This window comes from Flavobacterium sp. ZT3R18, from assembly GCF_007097385.1.
GTDB lineage: Bacteria > Bacteroidota > Bacteroidia > Flavobacteriales > Flavobacteriaceae > Flavobacterium.
In genome coordinates, this window is sequence record NZ_VJZS01000001.1 from 487380 (window position 1) to 504290 (window position 16911).

14 protein-coding genes are annotated in these 16911 nt (G+C 35.4%); 9 read left to right on the forward strand and 5 right to left on the reverse strand.

The genetic code is table 11. The features are described from left to right. Positions 1-52 precede the first annotated feature (52 nt). From FNW52_RS02125 to hemL, 4 genes are all read left to right on the forward strand, one after another. Positions 53-394 (forward strand): hypothetical protein, encoded by a 342-nt coding sequence (locus tag FNW52_RS02125; RefSeq protein WP_143375766.1) that lies wholly within the window; start codon positions 53-55, stop codon positions 392-394. A 252-nt stretch (positions 395-646) separates the two neighbouring features. Next, on the forward strand, positions 647-1540 hold the full coding sequence (locus FNW52_RS02130) for a 1-aminocyclopropane-1-carboxylate deaminase/D-cysteine desulfhydrase (RefSeq protein WP_143375767.1): 894 nt from the start codon (positions 647-649) through the stop codon (positions 1538-1540). A gap of 247 nt (positions 1541-1787) precedes the next feature. Continuing rightward, positions 1788-2624 carry a glucosaminidase domain-containing protein gene (locus FNW52_RS02135; protein WP_143375768.1) on the forward strand — a complete coding sequence of 279 codons (837 nt, stop codon included), beginning with the start codon at positions 1788-1790 and terminating at the stop codon, positions 2622-2624. Between the two features lie 172 nt (positions 2625-2796). Next, entirely contained in the window at positions 2797-4083 is a 1287-nt protein-coding gene (hemL, locus tag FNW52_RS02140; RefSeq protein WP_143375769.1) for a glutamate-1-semialdehyde 2,1-aminomutase, read from the forward strand. A gap of 92 nt (positions 4084-4175) precedes the next feature. Here hemL and FNW52_RS02145 read toward each other — a convergent pair whose 3' ends face one another. The 5 genes from FNW52_RS02145 to FNW52_RS02165 all read right to left on the reverse strand — a co-directional run bounded on the left by FNW52_RS02145 (position 4176) and on the right by FNW52_RS02165 (position 10820). Next, on the reverse strand, positions 4176-4607 hold the full coding sequence (locus FNW52_RS02145; RefSeq protein ID WP_143375770.1) for a hypothetical protein: 432 nt from the start codon (positions 4605-4607) through the stop codon (positions 4176-4178). Between the two features lie 618 nt (positions 4608-5225). Then, complete coding sequence (locus FNW52_RS02150; RefSeq protein ID WP_143375771.1) at positions 5226-6371, reverse strand: agmatine/peptidylarginine deiminase; 1146 nt, start codon at positions 6369-6371, stop codon at positions 5226-5228. Between the two features lie 222 nt (positions 6372-6593). Next, on the reverse strand, positions 6594-9011 hold the full coding sequence (locus FNW52_RS21025; protein ID WP_255515455.1) for an agmatine deiminase family protein: 2418 nt from the start codon (positions 9009-9011) through the stop codon (positions 6594-6596). 113 nt (positions 9012-9124) lie between these two features. Next, a complete protein-coding gene (locus tag FNW52_RS02160; RefSeq protein WP_143375772.1) occupies positions 9125-9853 on the reverse strand; it encodes a LytTR family DNA-binding domain-containing protein in 729 nt (242 codons plus the stop codon). Continuing rightward, positions 9831-10820, reverse strand: coding sequence for a sensor histidine kinase (locus FNW52_RS02165; protein ID WP_143375773.1), 990 nt, complete (start codon positions 10818-10820; stop codon positions 9831-9833). The genes FNW52_RS02160 and FNW52_RS02165 overlap by 23 nt, the downstream gene beginning before the upstream one ends. Before the next feature lie 379 nt (positions 10821-11199). On the opposite strand from FNW52_RS02165, the gene FNW52_RS02170 reads away from it, so the two are divergent. The 5 genes from FNW52_RS02170 to FNW52_RS02190 all read left to right on the forward strand — a co-directional run bounded on the left by FNW52_RS02170 (position 11200) and on the right by FNW52_RS02190 (position 16898). Next, a complete protein-coding gene (locus FNW52_RS02170) occupies positions 11200-11685 on the forward strand; it encodes a cytochrome c family protein (RefSeq protein WP_143375774.1) in 486 nt (161 codons plus the stop codon). Between the two features lie 36 nt (positions 11686-11721). Further along, on the forward strand, positions 11722-13698 hold the full coding sequence (gene nosZ / locus FNW52_RS02175; protein WP_143375775.1) for a Sec-dependent nitrous-oxide reductase: 1977 nt from the start codon (positions 11722-11724) through the stop codon (positions 13696-13698). A gap of 143 nt (positions 13699-13841) precedes the next feature. Then, positions 13842-14858: a nitrous oxide reductase accessory protein NosL gene (locus FNW52_RS02180; protein ID WP_143375776.1), complete on the forward strand. Its 1017-nt coding sequence runs from the start codon at positions 13842-13844 to the stop codon at positions 14856-14858. A 70-nt stretch (positions 14859-14928) separates the two neighbouring features. Further along, complete coding sequence (locus FNW52_RS02185) at positions 14929-16158, forward strand: nitrous oxide reductase family maturation protein NosD (protein ID WP_143375777.1); 1230 nt, start codon at positions 14929-14931, stop codon at positions 16156-16158. Beyond that, positions 16155-16898, forward strand: coding sequence for an ABC transporter ATP-binding protein (locus FNW52_RS02190; protein WP_143375778.1), 744 nt, complete (start codon positions 16155-16157; stop codon positions 16896-16898). The genes FNW52_RS02185 and FNW52_RS02190 overlap by 4 nt, the downstream gene beginning before the upstream one ends. The last annotated feature ends 13 nt before the right edge of the window (positions 16899-16911 follow it).

Sequence of the window (16911 nt, forward strand, 5' to 3'; positions counted from 1 at the left end):
TTCTTTAAATTTGGTCTAAATTGCCTGTACAAATCTATAAATTTTATAATCAATGTTTGTTATTGTTGCCAAATATTTAATTCCAAAAGGATATCGAGGGCTAACCCTCTTTCCTTTTGTGTTTATAAAATACCGGTTTGACTCAGATGATAAAGTAGTAGTAAATCACGAAAAAATACATCTTCGGCAACAATTGGAGTTACTAGTGTTGCCTTTTTTTGTTTGGTATTTTCTAGAATATGCGGTACGTTTGTTGCAGTATAAAAACGCCAATTTGGCTTATAGAAATATCAGTTTCGAAAGAGAGGCATACGCCAATGAACGCCAATTAGACTACCTTAAAACGAGACCTTTTTTTAGTTTTTTAAACTATTTGAGGGAAGACAGGAAGTGAGGAGGTTTTTAAAAGTTTAGAGAAGTTTAGAAAGGTTTAGAAAAGTTTAAAGAGGTCTAAAAGTTAAAATCTGCGTGCAACTTTAATTTTCAAATTTTCACTGAGAAAACACGCTATGTCCATTAAACAATAATTATATCAAAAAAGGCTTCTTTTCTTTGTGTCTTAGCGACTTTGTGGTAATAAAACAATTAATTTTTAGCGGTAAAAAAAAACACCCAAATTAGCAGTGAATAATTTAAATCCTCGATTTTGAATCAAAAAATAACATACGAACTACCTAATGGAATTTCGCTTGAAATAAAACGAGAAGATTTGCTTCATCCTTTTATATCGGGAAATAAATTTAGGAAACTAAAATACAATTTGCTTCAGGCAAAAGCCGAAAATCAGGAAGCCGTACTTACTTTCGGTGGCGCTTATTCCAATCATATTGCGGCGGTGGCGTATGCGGGAAAAGAGCAGGGTTTTAAAACCATTGGAGTGATTCGCGGAGAGGAGTTGGGCGATAAAATTGCCGAAAACCCAACCTTGCAGTTTGCGCAAGAGTGTGGTATGCAATTCGAATTCGTGACCAGAGAAGCCTACCGATTCAAAATCGAAGCTGATTTTATAGCCAACCTACAACAAAAATTTGGCTCGTTTTACCTTGTCCCGGAAGGTGGTACCAATGAATATGCAATAAAAGGGTGCGAAGAAATACTAACCGAGGAAGATGCCACTTTCGATTTTATTTGTTGCGCGGTAGGAACTGGCGGAACCATTTCGGGGATTATTAACAGCGCATTGGCACACCAAAAAGTTTTGGGATTTCCTGCATTAAAAGGAGACTTTTTAAAAGATGAAATTCGTAAATTTGCCACCAATACAAATTGGGAATTAATAACCGACTATCATTTTGGGGGCTACGGAAAGGTAAATGAAGAACTGATTCAGTTTATAAATCAATTTTACAAACAAACACAAGTTCCATTAGACCCAGTTTATACTGGAAAGATGGTTTTTGGCGTTATAGATCTAATTCAGAAAAAATATTTCCCCAATAATGCCAAAATTTTATTGATTCATACTGGAGGATTACAGGGAATCCAGGGAATGAATTTGATTTTGAAGAAGAAGAATAAGACGTTGATTGAGGTGGAATAATAGCAAGGACAATAACAATTTCAATGGCAATAGCAATGACAATTTTAATGGTAATATTAAGGAGTTGTTTGCATAAAACATATTAAGAGCTTTTTTAATCTGCGAAATCTGCAAATTGAAAATCAGTGAATACCAAAATAAATATTGAAGAATGAACTAAATCTGCGTGCCACTACTTTTATCAAGGTTGTTCAATGATGTATTAATTCGAAAAATAACAATAACATATAACGCCAAATAAAGCTTCATGTTAAAAAAAATAATCTTATTCCTTTTAATCGGAACCATCATAGGATGTGGTTCTTCGAAACCCGTTATTGTTACTACAAAACAACCTGTTAATTGGAAGTATTCTAAAACAAAACAGAATAATAAGCAGGTAAAAAAGGAATCTTCCTCTAATGCAATAGTGACTTCCAGAACAATGACTACCAATGAAGTTACTAATGCTTACATCGCCCAATACAACGCGGTTGCTATGGCTAATATGAAAGCTTATGGAATTCCTGCCAGCATTATTTTGGCACAAGGAATTCTAGAATCGGGAGCAGGAAAAGGGGATTTGGCAGTAACAGCGAACAACCATTTCGGTATCAAATGCCATAATGATTGGACGGGAGATAAGGTTTATAAAGATGATGATAGTCTTCAAGAATGTTTTCGAAAATACAATCAAGCCTCCGAATCTTACCAAGATCACGCGATGGTATTGACGGGTAAAAAAAGATATTCTAATTTGTTTACATTGCCAAAAGGAGATTACAAAGCATGGGCAAGAGGCTTGAAAGACGCAGGATATGCCACTGACCCTAGATATCCAGAAAAATTAATCAGTTATATAGAGTCGTACAATTTAAGTCAATTTGATGCCAAAGTTTTAGGGAATAAAATGGCAAAAGAAGAGGCGAAAGTATTGCTTAATGACAATTTTGATGCTGATCAAGCCGGTTTGTATGAAATTCAAAAAGGAGATACATTTTATTCGGTTTCCAAAAAATTTAATTTATCGGTGGATGAATTAAAGCAGAAAAATAATCTGTCGGAGAATGCGCTTTCGATAGGGCAGAAGTTGATAGTGAAGTAAGTTGGCAGTGTTCAGTCAATATTTTTTTGTCATTTCGACCAACGGGATAAATCACATAACGTGAGTAGCCAGTGTGATTTCTCCTCCGTCGAAATGACAAAAGATCGTTTTTATTAATTTATTTCAGTTTAATCTAAAATCTAAAGTCAAAAATCTAAAATCATAAATAGTAATGATATATAAAAGAAGTAGCGAACTTTTTGCGGAAGCAGAAAAAGTAATTCCGGGAGGAGTAAATTCACCAGTAAGAGCGTTTAAAGCCGTGGGAGGAACCCCGATATTTGTAAAAAGTGCCAAAGGAGCGTATTTGTACGATGAAGACGGAAACCGATTGATCGATTATATCAATTCTTGGGGGCCAATGATTCTAGGTCATGCCTACGAGCCAGTGGTGGAAGCAGTAATTGCAAAAGCGAAACTAGGAACGTCTTTCGGGATGCCAACCGAATTGGAAACTCAAATTGCAGCTCTAGCCGTTTCGATGGTTCCCAATATTGATAAAATCCGTTTTGTGAATTCGGGTACGGAGGCGTGTATGAGCGCGGTGCGTTTGGCTCGTGGTTTTACCAAGAGAGATAAAATTATCAAGTTTGCCGGTTGCTATCACGGTCATTCCGATTCGTTTTTGATTCAAGCGGGAAGTGGAGCAGTTACTTTTGGAACGCCAAATAGTCCGGGTGTAACAGCAGGAACAGCCAAAGATACTTTGCTAGCCAAATACAATGATTTGGAAAACGTGGCGACTTTAATTGAAGCCAACAAAAATGAAATTGCGGCTATAATAGTCGAGCCTGTTGCTGGAAATATGGGATGTATTCCACCGGTTAAAGGATTTTTAGAAGGATTACGTGAGTTGTGTACAGCCAACGGAATTCTATTGATTTTTGATGAGGTAATGACAGGCTTTAGATTGGCTAGAGGTGGTGTGCAGGAATTGTTCAACATCAATGCCGATATTGTTTGTTTCGGAAAAGTAATCGGGGGCGGACTGCCAGTTGGTGCTTTTGCAGCTCGTGCCGAAATCATGAATTACTTAGCACCATTGGGACCTGTTTATCAAGCGGGAACTTTGTCTGGGAATCCATTGGCTATGGCAGCGGGATTGGCTATGTTGCAAGCATTAGATACTGATCGCGCAATTTTTAAAAGATTGGAAGAGAAAACAGCCTATTTGGGCGCTGGAATCGAAAGGGTTTTGAAAGCCAATAATGTGGTTTTTACGATCAATCAAATTGGTTCGATGATTTCAGTGCACTTTGATGCAAATCCTGTAACCGATTTTCAAAGTGCGGCCAAAGGAGATAATGAAACTTTCAAGAAATTCTTCCACGGATTGCTTGCTGAAGGCGTTTATATCGCACCATCAGCTTATGAAACTTGGTTTATTACTGATGCATTGACGTATGAAGATTTAGATTTCACTATTCAAGCAATTGATAAAGTTTCTAAAACGTTTTAAATGCAATCATAAAACACGAATTCCACTAATTAGCACAAATTGATTCGTGCTAATTAGTGGAATTTGTGTTTAACTTTTAAAAAGAAACGAAATTATTCTTTGTTTTCTGTTCTTCTCTGTTTCATTTTTTCTTTGTTTTCTTCTTTCAATGCAATCCATTTTTGATATTGATCGGTAGATAAAATAGCTTTCATTTTAGTTTCAGTATCTGCTTTTTCGGCTTCCATTGTATTCTTAAAAGCTGCTCTTTCTTCTGAGGTCATTTTTTCGCCACTAGATTTACGGGCATCTTTTTGAGTTTTTGCATCTTGTGCTTTGGCACTTTTCTCTGCTAAAATTGTACCTACGGCTTCTTTTTGTTTGGTATCCAAAGTCAACTCTTTGGTTAGGTGGGCCAAGTGTTTTTCCTGACGTTGTTCTGGAGTCATTTTTTCCATGTCGGCTTTGGTGGGTTTTGAGGTGGCTTCTTGAGCAAATCCAGTGATGCCAATTCCGAATACTAAGGCGATAATTAATTTTTTCATTTTTATTTGTTTTTGAAGTTATGGCTATAAGACGGTTATGGCTATTAAAGGTTTAATGTCTTAACGCTAATTTATGAAAGACAGGAAAATCTATATTCTGCATTAGAATTATAAATCATCTTACTCCCATAAAACTATATCAATATGAGATAAATCTATTGTGTCTGAATTCATTGGTATTTTTGATAGTTTTTTATAGATCAAATGTAATCTTCGATGTCTTTTAAAAACCCTGAAAGGGTGCAATGATTATAGAAAAAAGTAATTCCATCATCCCAAAACCCCGAATGGGGTGGTATTATTGATTATTACGATGAATATTTTTTAATAAAAAAGGAATTAAATGATTTCACCCCTTCAGGGTTTAATTGTCAACGTTATATATATTCTATAATCATTGCACCCTTTCAGGGTTTGGATGAGTTGTAATTTGGCATCGTCATGAAGTCTAATGTGGATTCTGGGTTTAATCTGCGGATTTTTTTTCAGGACTAGACATTGTTTTGTAGTCAACTTTTTTTAAGACTAAACAAATGTTAAAAAAACCCCTCGAACAATTTTGTCTGAGGGGTTCTGAATTTTTAGTTGGTCAAATGCTTAGGACATTTTTTTCTACCACTATTTTGGTTGTTGTTGCGTTACACAATGAACCATTCCGCCATTTTTGTATAGATTTCGAACATCAATACCTACTACAGTTCTACCAGGATATAAACCAGCAATAATAGCATTTGCAACAGCATCATTCGGGTCGTTATAATTTGGCACTAAAACTTTTCCGTTGGCTACATAGAAGTTGATGTAACATCCTTTGTATCCTAAATCAGTTCCGTCTGTAGTTACTACATTGTTTTTGGATAGTGGCAAATAGACTTTAGTGTACGCTTGGTTGTTTTTGTTGGTAGCATTAAATAATAAGTCGATATCACTTTGAATTAATCCCCAGTTTAATAAATCGGCACTGCTCATGGTTACCAATTTGTTACCTGGAACAAATTTTGCAACACCATCAATATGCATATCAGTCACATCGTCTTTGCTAAAACCTCCTTCTAACCAAATGAATTTTGTAGCACCATAATATTTGGTAAAATTGGCCTCAACTTGCGCTTGAGTCATTCCCACATTTCTAGTAGATTTATCCTTTTGACTTAGCACTGCACTTCTAGTAGCCATTAATACGCCATGACCATCTAATTCTACTGATCCACCTTCGTTTACCATTGGGACATTTATTGCTGTCACGCCAATCTCATTTCCAATAAAAGTTGGTATTGCATCGCATTTTTGAAATCCAAATTTTCCACCCCAGCCATTAAATCCCCAGTCTTGAAGGACTAGTTGACCTGATTGGTTCTTAGCAAAAATAGGACCGTTATCTCTAATCCAAACATCGTTTGTTGGATGTATTTTGAAATTAATATTGGTTAATGGTACTCCCGCTGTTGTCAAAAGGGCTTCAATTCTTGTTTGTTCTGTTGCATCATAAGCGATAATGTGAACTTTTTCTGTAGATTGAAGTGCTTTAGCCATAGCAACCCATGTTGCATCTAAACTATTGCGATATTCTACTCCATATTCATGTTCATGTGGCCATTGTAGCCAAGTACCTTCATGTGTTTCTGACTCATCAGGAAAAGTATAAAGAATATCAGTAACTGGTGTATTTGAATCAGGATTAGGTGTTGTTTCGTCAGCTCCACCGCCATCACAAGCCGAAATTAAAATTGCTAAAGACATCATTAAGATTGTTTTATTATTCATTCTGGTAATCATTTTATTGTTTATTTATTGTTTAAAATTATTGTTACTATTCAGCCTACACCAAATTAACGTAGGATTAAAAAAAAACAGACACGAATTACACAAATTTGCACAAATTGCATTGTGAAATTGTTTTTTTTGTGAAATTAGATTCAATTTTGATCCTGAATTCGTGTTAATTCGTGAAATTCGTGTAAAATTTTTATTTTTTTGTAAAACAGTTTATCGCTTGATAAGTTTTACTGTTTTTACTGTTTTTGAAGTAGCATCCAGACATTTGATAAAATATAATCCAGGGACTAAATCTGTAATTGGAGTTTTGTTTCCATTCAAATTAAAATCCGCTTTTCTTATAAATTTTCCTGCGCTGTTGTATATTTCTATTATTGAGTTAGTTGGAGCTCCTTCTATTTCAATGTCTGACGTTGCAGGGTTTGGAGAAACAGTAAAATTAGTCTCACCTTTTGTTGCAACTGGCTCAGATGCTGCGATTCTTGCGGTACTAGCTGTGATATTTACAGTGTAATCTTCTACTTGTCCATAAGGGAAAGTTTCGCATGCAGTAGGAATCGCATTGTATTTCATGGCCACTCTCATCCTTGTGCTTCCAGTTGTTGCAGTTGTAGGAATCGCAATGTTTCCTGTCACAGTTGTTGCAGTAGATGCTGCTTTTGTGAAAACGGTCTCTCCAGCATCGGCAAAATCTCCATCATTATTATAGTCAATAAATACAGCATACCCTTCGGCATACGCTCCATAAAACCATTGTGGGGTTATTGTAATGGTGTAAATTGTGCCTTTTGTAATATTGGTTGAAGTCGTTGTGAAATTTTCATACCCTATTGTTGCCGTAGAAGATTTGTTGATTGATGCAAATGCAACTGTTTTTATAACTTCTCCAGAAGCATCGGTTCCCTTCGAAGCACAATAGTTAGCGGTCGTTGCAGTCGGTGTAGTAACGCTAACCGCATTGCTTGCCACTGAAACATTTGCTGCTGCATCTTTTGCTTTTACTGTAAAGGAATAAGCGGTTGAAGCGGTAAGTCCTGTAACGGAATAGGATGTGGTTGCAACCGTGGCTTTCAAGGTCGTTCCTTGGTAAACATCGTAAGCAGTAACGCCAACATTATCGGTAGCTGCTGTCCAAGATAAGTTAGTTGTTGTTGCTGTAGTTCCAGCTGCAGCCAAATTGGTTGGTGCTGTAGGTGCTTGCGTATCTGTTGCTGGCGCAGTTGTAGTAACGCTAAAAGCATTGCTTGCCACTGAAACATTTGCTGCTGCATCTTTTGCTTTTACTGTAAAGGAATAAGCTGTTGAAGCTGTAAGTCCAGTAACAGAATATGCAGTAGTTGTAACCGTTGCTTTCAAGGTCATTCCTTGGTAAACATCGTAAGCAGTAACGCCAATATTATCGGTAGCTGCTGTCCAAGATAAGTTGGTTGTTGTTGCTGTAGTTCCAGCTGCAGCCAAATTAGTCGGTGCTGTAGGTGCTTGGGTATCACCAACGACTACTCCCGCTATTGGTTGTTGTTGCGTTACACAATGAACCATTCCTCCGTTTTCGTATAGATTTCTAACATCAATTCCTACTACAGTTCTTCCAGGATACAGACCTGCAATGATAGCATTTGCTGTAGCATCATTAGGGTCATTGTAGTTTGGAACTAATACACGGCTATTGGCTACATAATAGTTGGCATAACTTCCTTTGAAACCTAAATCTTTGTTTGCGGTAGTTTTTACATTATTTACAGTTATTGGTATATAAACTTTGGTATAAGCAACATTATTTTTATTGGTAGCTGCATATAATTTGTCTATGTCAGATTGTGGAGCACCCCAATATATTAGATCAGCTTGACTCATAGTGACCAATTTGTTACCTGGTGCAAATTTTGCAAATCCGTCAATGTGAGCATCGGTTATGTCGTCAGTACTGAACCAACCATCTAACCAAATAAATTTTGTTGCCCCTATATTTTGAGTAAGAATAGCTTCGGCTTGTGCTTGGGTCATTCCAGAATTTCGAATCGATTTAATTCCAGTTGGATTGGTTTGACTCAAAATGGAAGTTTTAGTTGCCAAAAAGGTTCCAGCACCATCCAATTCCCATGCTCCGCCTTCAATGGTCATTGTGCTGTTTAAGTTTATGACAGGAATTCCACTTGCAGCGCTTATTGCTGTTGGGATCAAGTTGTCTTTGGCGAAAGCATAATCTCCGCCCCATCCATTAAATCCCCAATCTTGAAGCACTAATGTTCCGGCAGCATTACGGACAAAAACACCTGCGTTATCTCTAGCCCAAACATCATTGGTTGGAGCAATCTTGAAGGTTACATTGGTCAATGCGACACTATTGGAAGTCAGTAAATTGGTTATTCTGGTTTGTTCTGTAGCATCATAAGCTATAATATGCACTTTTTCATTGGCAACTAATGCTTTTGTCATGGCTACCCAAGTGGCATCGGTTGAGTTTGGGAAAGCTACACCATATTCATATTTATGGGGCCATTGCAACCAAGTTCCTTCATGGGGTTCTGTCTCATCAGGAAAAGTATATTGAACGGTTTGCGAAAACAAATTAAAGTTAATTCCCATTAGGAGAACAACTAATGATAAAAGTGATTTTTTGAGCTTCATTGTTTTTGGGTTTATTAATTATTTGCCAAATAGAATAAATAATGATGCTCAATTGATTTTTTTTCTCCCAATGGATTAGTTTTGGGTATAGAAAGTTAGTTTGACTTTTTTTTCTACCCTATTTTCTTACCCAATTTAACGAGGAACTCTTGCTTGTTTAATTTACTGATTGGTATTTTATGAGTGCCAATAATAGCTTGGTTGCCATCAATCAGCTCTACTTTACTGAGGTTGACAATAAAAGAACGATGACAGCGATAAAAAAGCAGGGTTGAAAGTTCTTCCTCCATTGCAGTAAGGGCAATTAGAGTGGTATGATTTTTTTTCTCTGTAACAATTTTTACATATTTGTGAAGTCCTTCAATAAATAAAATATCTGTCAATAGAATTTTTATGTGCTGATGACTGGACTTTATGACTATTGATTTGTCAATAAAAGTAGCTTCCTCAGCTTCTTTATTCTCGTTTTCTAAATTTAATAATTCTAACGCTTTATGAGCTGCTTTATAGAATCGTTCAAAAGTTATGGGCTTTAATAAATAATCAACAACATTTAATTCATAACCATCTAACGCAAATTCGGAGTAGGCAGTTGTAAAAATTACTTTGGGCGGATTTTCTAATGACTTTAAGAAATCTATTCCTGAAAGATGCTGCATCTGAATGTCCAAGAACAGTAAATCTACTTTATGCGTTTTTAGATAGTGATCTGCTTCAATTGCCGAAGAGCATTCCTGTACCACTTCGAGTTCGGGAATTTGTAGTAGGTGTGTGCGAATTAATATGCGAGCTAAAGTTTCATCATCGACGATCAAACATTTATATATTGTCTTTGTTTCCATAAAAACTTAGGCTGACTTTATAAATTGAATTGCTATCTTCAATTTTTAATTGATACTTATTTTCGAATAGGTTTTTAAGCTGAGATTCCAAATTTCTCAATCCAATTCCTTGGTTGTTTGCTTTAAATTGAAAAGAATTGGCAATAGTGAATTCAATCTTGTTGTGGGAAGTTGCCAAATCTATAGTGACAAATCCATTTTTGTTTTCGATAATATCGCCATGTTTAAAAGCATTTTCAACAAGCGTGATGAACAACAATGGCGGTACCTGTTTTACCGAATTGTCGTCGGATACATTAAAAGTGATATTGTTCATTCCCTCAATTTGACGGTACTTTTGGATTTGAATGTATTTGTGGATTATCTCAATTTCCGATGCTAGTAATGTTTGTTTCTGGTCTCCCTCATAAAGAAAATAGCGGAGTATATCGGCTAAAGTAGCAAGCATTTTTGGGGCATTGTCACTTTTTATCAATGTCAAGGTATAAATGTTATTGAGTGCATTAAAAAGAAAATGAGGGCTGATTTGTGATTTTAACAGCATCATTTCTGTTTGTAATTTTTCATTTTCCAATTGCAGTCGCAGTTGTTTTTCCGTAAAATATTTATTGAAAAACCAAACAATATAAGAGATGAAAAGATAAAGTGAATGGTTTAACAGAAAAGAAATAATGGACCTTAGTAAATCATCATTGTATAAAGTGATGTTTAAACCGGTACCATAATAGGCAGAGAAACTAAGACTCAATAGCGTGATTAGGGCTGCGGCATAGGCTGTTTTGCCTTTTTTGTTTAGAACAAAAGGGAGTAAAATGAATAGATTTATATAAAATTCGGCGCAAAGTATAGTTACTTCAAAAGAGGAGTAAAGGATACTTTCTTTGAAATTGTAAAAAGAGGCTATATAATCAAATACGTATAAAGAAATAAACATCCAAAAAAGGAGATGGTAGTAAATTTTATTCATTTGACTTTAAATTTTGTGCAAAGTAATTAAATTTGAAATAATACGGTTAGTTATTTCAAATTAGTGCAATAATCCAAATTGCGATCCATTGTGCAGATATTAATATTTGGGTAAAATTTAAGCCCCCGAATAGCGCTGATTGACTCGAATTAATTTGTAAAATTCGGGGTTAACTTTTAAGGTTGGTTGTGTTTTTGTTTTTATTTAGTTGTTGTATTTGCAAGATATTCAATGTGTTGTGATGTTGAAATCTTTAGTAGAAGTTTAACTCATTTCGATTAAAATAGGATTTAAAAAAGCAATAAACTATGATTGTAATCATAATCAAATGGTTACTGTTTTCTGAAATTTGCCTAAGAAATATTAAAACCAATTTATTATGTACAAATTATCATTTATTGCAGTTGCACTGTTAATGTTAATTTCTTGTGGAGATAAAAGTAAGTCCACAGAAGATTTTTCAAAAAGCACTTCTTCTGAAGAAGGTACTGCAGCCGAAGCAACAGATCCGTCTTCATATGACCCAAACAGAGGATTAGGGAAATTTACAACAGTTGATCTAGGAGATAAACTGGATGTGGCTATGGCCAAGCAAGGGGAGGCTATACAAGGCGTAAAATGTGCCGCTTGCCACAAATTGACTGAAGAAAAATTAGTAGGCCCAGGTTGGAAAGGGGTTACTTCTCGTCATAAACCAGAATGGATTATGAACTTTATTACAAACCCAGATCCTATGATTGACAAAGATCCAAAACTGCAAGCACAATTGGAGCTTTGTTTGATGCGTATGCCAAATCAGTCTTTAAGTGATGATGATGCTAGACATGTGTTAGAATATATGCGTCAAAATGATGGTGTAAAATAATTGTAGAAAATTAGTTAACATATAATCGTAAATACTATGAAAAATAAATTTTTAAAAGGGACTTTAGCGATTGCTTTAGTTGCCGCTTTTTTTAGTTCTTGTAAACCCAAAAACTCCAATGATGTAGTAAGTGGCGATGCCGCTCAAAAAGCATACGTTGCTCCTGGGAAATATGACGAATTCTATAATTTTGTTTCCGGTGGTTTTAGTGGTCAAGTTACTGTTTATGGATTGCCAAGTGGAAGATTATTTAGAGTGATTCCTGTTTTCTCTGCCGATCCCCAAAGTGGTTATGGTTACAATGAGGAAACAAAACCAATGTTGAACACTTCTCACGGTTTTGTGCCATGGGATGATCAACACCATGTTGAAATGTCACAAACAAACGGTGAAGTTGACGGTCGTTGGCTTTTTGCCAATGCCAACAATACACCACGTATTGCACGTGTTGATTTGAAAACGTTTACTACAAAAGAAATTATTGAATTGCCAAATAGTGCGGGTAACCACTCTTCTCCATTTATTACAGAGAATACAGAATATATAGTGGCTGGAACTCGTTTTAGCATTCCGCCAGATGATGCTAATGGTGATGTGCCAATTAATACGTACAAACAAAATTTTAAAGGCTATTTGAGTTTTGTAAAAGTAGGTAAGGAAGGTCAGATGGATATTGCTTTTCAAATTGCAGCTCCTGGGGTGAACTTCGATTTAAGTCACGCTGGTAAAGGGAAATCACACGGTTGGTTTTTCTTCTCTTGCTACAATACAGAAAAAGCCAATACTTTGCTTGAAGTGAATGCTTCTCAAAAAGACAAAGACTTTATTATGGCTGTAAACTGGAAAAAAGCCGAAGAATACATCAAAGCGGGTAAAGGAAAAAAACAAGCCGTAAAATATGCCCACAATACGTATGATGAAAAAACACATACTGCAAAATCTGAAATCAGAACTGAAGTTTTAGTACTTGATTCCAAAGAATTCAAAGATATTTGCTATATGATTCCTTGTCCAAAATCGCCTCACGGTTGTGATGTAGATCCAACGGGAGAATACATTGTGGGTTCAGGAAAATTAGCGGCGTTAATTCCGGTATTTAGTTTTGATAAATTGCAAAACGCTATCAAAAACAAACAGTTTGATGGTGAATATGATGGAATTCCAGTTATTAAATACGAAGCCGCTTTGCATGGTGAAGTACAAAAACCAGGTTTAGGGCCATTGCATACCGAATTTGACGGAAAAGGAAATGCTTATACCACTTTCTTCGTTTCTTCTGAAGTGGTGAAATGGGATATCAAATCCTTAAAAGTATTAGACAGAGTTCCTACTTATTATTCTGTTGGACATCTTTGTATTCCTGGTGGAGACAGTAGAAAACCTTTTGGAAAATATTTGATCGCTTATAATAAAATCACTAAAGATCGTTATTTGCCTACTGGACCAGAATTGTGTCAAAGTGCTCAAATTTTTGATATTAGTGGTGATAAAATGCAATTGATTTTGGATTTCCCAACCATTGGAGAACCACATTACGCACAAGCGGCACCAGCTGATTTGATTCGAAATAATGGACAGATTAAATTCTATAAAATTGAAGACAACAACCATCCTTTCGTAACAAAAGGAGAAAAAGAATCAAAAGTGGTGAGATCAGGTAAAAGAGTTGACGTTTATATGACTTCTATTCGCTCTCACTTTGCCTCAGATAATATAGAAGGAATTAAATTAGGTGATGAGGTGTACTTCCATGTTACCAACTTAGAGCAAGATTGGGATGTTCCTCATGGATTTGCCATTAAAGGTGCCGATAACGGAGAGCTACTGATTATGCCAGGAGAAACTTGTACTTTGAAATGGATTCCTAAAAAAATAGGAATAGTGCCATTTTATTGTACAGACTTCTGTAGTGCTTTGCATCAAGAAATGCAAGGATATGTAAGAGTATCTCCAGCAGGAAGCAATGTTCCTTTGACTTTTAGTTTGGGTACAAATCTTCCAGCTACTAAATAAATAAATAAGTAAATAATTAAGGTTAAAATTAGTGTTTTTGAACCATTAAGAAGTTAAGAATTTTAAGTTACTCATAATCTTAATCTGCTTAAATGCTTAATGGTTCATTTTTTTTATATCACTTTTATATTAAGAAATAAATTATGAAAACTTCAAGATTATCTTTGTTCTCAAAAGCGGTTCTTTTGATTGTAAGTGCTTTGTTTTTTGGTTCTTTGTTGTTTCCAATGTGGAGAATCGAACTTACAGCGCCTCAATACCCTGAAGGATTAGTGTTAAAATTACACGCCAATAAAATTGCTGGAGATGTAGATATTATCAATGGATTGAATCATTATATAGGGATGAAAACCTTGCATACTAAAGATTTTGTCGAATTTTCGATATTGCCTTATGTCTTCGGTTTTTTTGGATTGGTTTCCTTGATAATGGTTTTCGTCGCCAAAAGAAAAGGGGTGATTTTACTTTTTGTTTCTTTTGTGCTTTTTGGTGTTTTGGCAGGTGTTGATTTTTACAGATGGAATTATGAATACGGGCATAATCTGAATCCAAATGCCGCCATTGTTGTTCCTGGAATGGCCTATCAACCGCCGTTAATTGGGTATAAACAATTACTGAATTTCGGAGCCTATTCCATTCCGGATGTTGGAGGTTGGATGATGGTTCTTGCTGGGGTTTTACTTTTTGTTATCGTGGTAAAAGAATTTCATTTGATACGCAGAATCAGAAAACCCAATATTGGGCCAGTCTTATTGTTTCTGTTGTCCTTTTCTGTTTTTTCTTGTACCAACTACAATGCGGTTGCAATTAAATTAAATACGGATAATTGCGATTTTTGTAAAATGAGCATTGCAGACGGTAAGTTTGGGGCTGAAGTGATTACCCAAAAAGGAAGGGTTTATAAATTTGACGATATTATGTGTATGGTCAATTATTGTAGAGAAAATTCCGCTATCAAAATAAAAGCCTTTTACGTCAATGATTTTACTAAAGAAAATGTTTTAATTCCTGGAGAGACTGCTTTTTTTCTTTCCGGAGAAACGATTCTAAGCCCAATGAAAGGGGGAGTGATCGCATTCTCATCCAATAAAGAAGCGGCAGCATTAGAATCAAAATTTAAGGCTGAATCAATAACTTGGGATGCAGTTATTAAAAAATAATTTAAGGAACCTATTGGTTTGTTAAATAGTTAAGTTTTTAATTTAACAAATGCCATTTTTTACTCAATACATGAAAAATCTCCTCTATATAATCCTTCTCTTTTCCTCATTCCTTAAAGCCAACGTAATTGAAGTTGGAGTAAATAAACCCATAAAATCGATAAAAAAAGCCATTGCGTTAGCCAAAGTTGGTGATACAGTTTTGGTCTATAAAGGTATTTACAAAGAAGGGAATATTGTTATCGACAAAAGGATTGTTTTTTTGGGAAAAGGCTTTCCAGTATTGGATGGACAAAAAAAACACGAAGTACTTTCGGTAAAAGCGGATGGTGTTATCGTTGATGGTTTTAAAATAATAAATTCGGGTTATGGAACACTTGATGATCCCTGTGGAATAAAAGTCTATAATAAGAATCACGTTACAATTCAGAATAATATCCTGGATGATAATTTCTTTGGGATCTATATTCAAAACGGAACAAACTGCATTATAAAAAACAATAAAATCAGGGCTTACGGAAAAGAAGAACAACGCATTGGCAACGGAATTCATTGCTGGAAAAGCGATAGTCTTCAAGTTACTGCCAATACAGTTTCGGGTCATCGTGATGGCATTTATTTTGAATTTGTCACCAATTCTGTAATATGGAGAAATATTTCTACTAAAAACATTCGGTATGGGTTGCATTTTATGTTCTCTAATGATGATGCTTATATTTCCAATGTTTTTAAAAATAATGGTGCTGGAGTGGCTGTTATGTTTACCAAGCGGGTGAAGATGTTTAACAATTATTTTGAGGAAAATTGGGGTGATGCCGCTTATGGATTGTTGCTAAAAGAAATTTCGGACAGCTATATTATAGGCAATAAATTTATCAAAAACACATCGGGAATTCACATGGAGGGCACGAGTAGGATTCTTATTGAAAAAAATATTTTTGAAGCCAATGGCTGGGGGATGAAAATTCAGGCCAGTTGTATGGATAATGAAATCAAGAATAATAATTTTGTGGGAAATACTTTTGACATTAGTACCAACGGGAGTTTGGTTCTCAATACCTTCAACAGTAATTATTGGGATAAATATGAAGGGTATGATTTAAATAAAAATGGAGTTGGGGACGTACCCTACCATCCGCTGAGTTTGTTTGCGGTTCTTACGGAAAACAACCCCTCTGCGATGTTGCTTTTTAGAAGTTTTATGATTACGCTTTTGGATAAATCAGAAAAAATATTGCCCAGTATCACTCCCGATAATTTTGTGGATAAAACCCCATTAATGCATTCTTTGTCTTTATGATTGAAATAAAAAATATTACCAAAAAATTCGGAAACTTAGAAGTTCTAAATGACGTGAATCTAACTTTCAATAGCGGCGAATGTATTGCGCTCATTGGTCCAAACGGTTGTGGAAAAACAACTTTGATTAAATGTATTTTGGGGATGGTCATTCCGTCCAAAGGGGATGTTTTATTTGATCAAAAATCTATTTTAGGTAAATATAGATACCGTGAGAATATTGGTTATATGCCTCAAATGGGACGCTATCCGGATTATATGACTATTGGTCAAATTATCGAAATGATGAAGAAAATCAGAAATTCAAACCAAGTATTGGACGTAGATTTAATCAAGAATTTTGAACTGGAAAAAATATTCGACAAACCCATGCGTACGCTTTCGGGAGGGACAACCCAAAAGGTAAGTGCGACATTGGCTTTCTTGTTTAATCCTGATGTGTTGATTCTCGATGAACCCACTGCCGGTTTAGATCCATTGGCTTCCGAGATATTAAAAGAGAAAATCATCAAAGAAAAAGAGAAAGGAAAACTTATTTTGATTACATCCCATTTATTAAGCGAATTGGATGATATGATCACGCAAATTATTTTTATGCAAGATGGAAAAGTCCATTTTCATAAAACAATTGATGATTTATTGCTTTCTACAAACGAACAAAAAATATCTAAAGCAATCGCTAAAATATTAAAAGATAAAAAAAATGAAATCGCCATGATTCCAAATCAAAAATTGGAATGAAGAATGGCGATTC

What these genes read in the sequence shown, in the direction of transcription:
- FNW52_RS02125 (WP_143375766.1), top strand. Translation starts at nt 53, where the DNA reads ATGTTTGTTATTGTTGCCAAATATTTAATTCCAAAAGGATATCGAGGG.
- FNW52_RS02135 (WP_143375768.1), top strand. Translation starts at nt 1,788, where the DNA reads ATGTTAAAAAAAATAATCTTATTCCTTTTAATCGGAACCATCATAGGA.
- hemL (WP_143375769.1), top strand. Translation starts at nt 2,797, where the DNA reads ATGATATATAAAAGAAGTAGCGAACTTTTTGCGGAAGCAGAAAAAGTA.
- FNW52_RS02145 (WP_143375770.1), bottom strand. Translation starts at nt 4,607, where the DNA reads ATGAAAAAATTAATTATCGCCTTAGTATTCGGAATTGGCATCACTGGA.
- FNW52_RS02150 (WP_143375771.1), bottom strand. Translation starts at nt 6,371, where the DNA reads ATGAATAATAAAACAATCTTAATGATGTCTTTAGCAATTTTAATTTCG.
- FNW52_RS21025 (WP_255515455.1), bottom strand. Translation starts at nt 9,011, where the DNA reads ATGAAGCTCAAAAAATCACTTTTATCATTAGTTGTTCTCCTAATGGGA.
- FNW52_RS02160 (WP_143375772.1), bottom strand. Translation starts at nt 9,853, where the DNA reads ATGGAAACAAAGACAATATATAAATGTTTGATCGTCGATGATGAAACT.
- FNW52_RS02165 (WP_143375773.1), bottom strand. Translation starts at nt 10,820, where the DNA reads ATGAATAAAATTTACTACCATCTCCTTTTTTGGATGTTTATTTCTTTA.
- FNW52_RS02170 (WP_143375774.1), top strand. Translation starts at nt 11,200, where the DNA reads ATGTACAAATTATCATTTATTGCAGTTGCACTGTTAATGTTAATTTCT.
- nosZ (WP_143375775.1), top strand. Translation starts at nt 11,722, where the DNA reads ATGAAAAATAAATTTTTAAAAGGGACTTTAGCGATTGCTTTAGTTGCC.
- FNW52_RS02180 (WP_143375776.1), top strand. Translation starts at nt 13,842, where the DNA reads ATGAAAACTTCAAGATTATCTTTGTTCTCAAAAGCGGTTCTTTTGATT.
- FNW52_RS02185 (WP_143375777.1), top strand. Translation starts at nt 14,929, where the DNA reads ATGAAAAATCTCCTCTATATAATCCTTCTCTTTTCCTCATTCCTTAAA.
- FNW52_RS02190 (WP_143375778.1), top strand. Translation starts at nt 16,155, where the DNA reads ATGATTGAAATAAAAAATATTACCAAAAAATTCGGAAACTTAGAAGTT.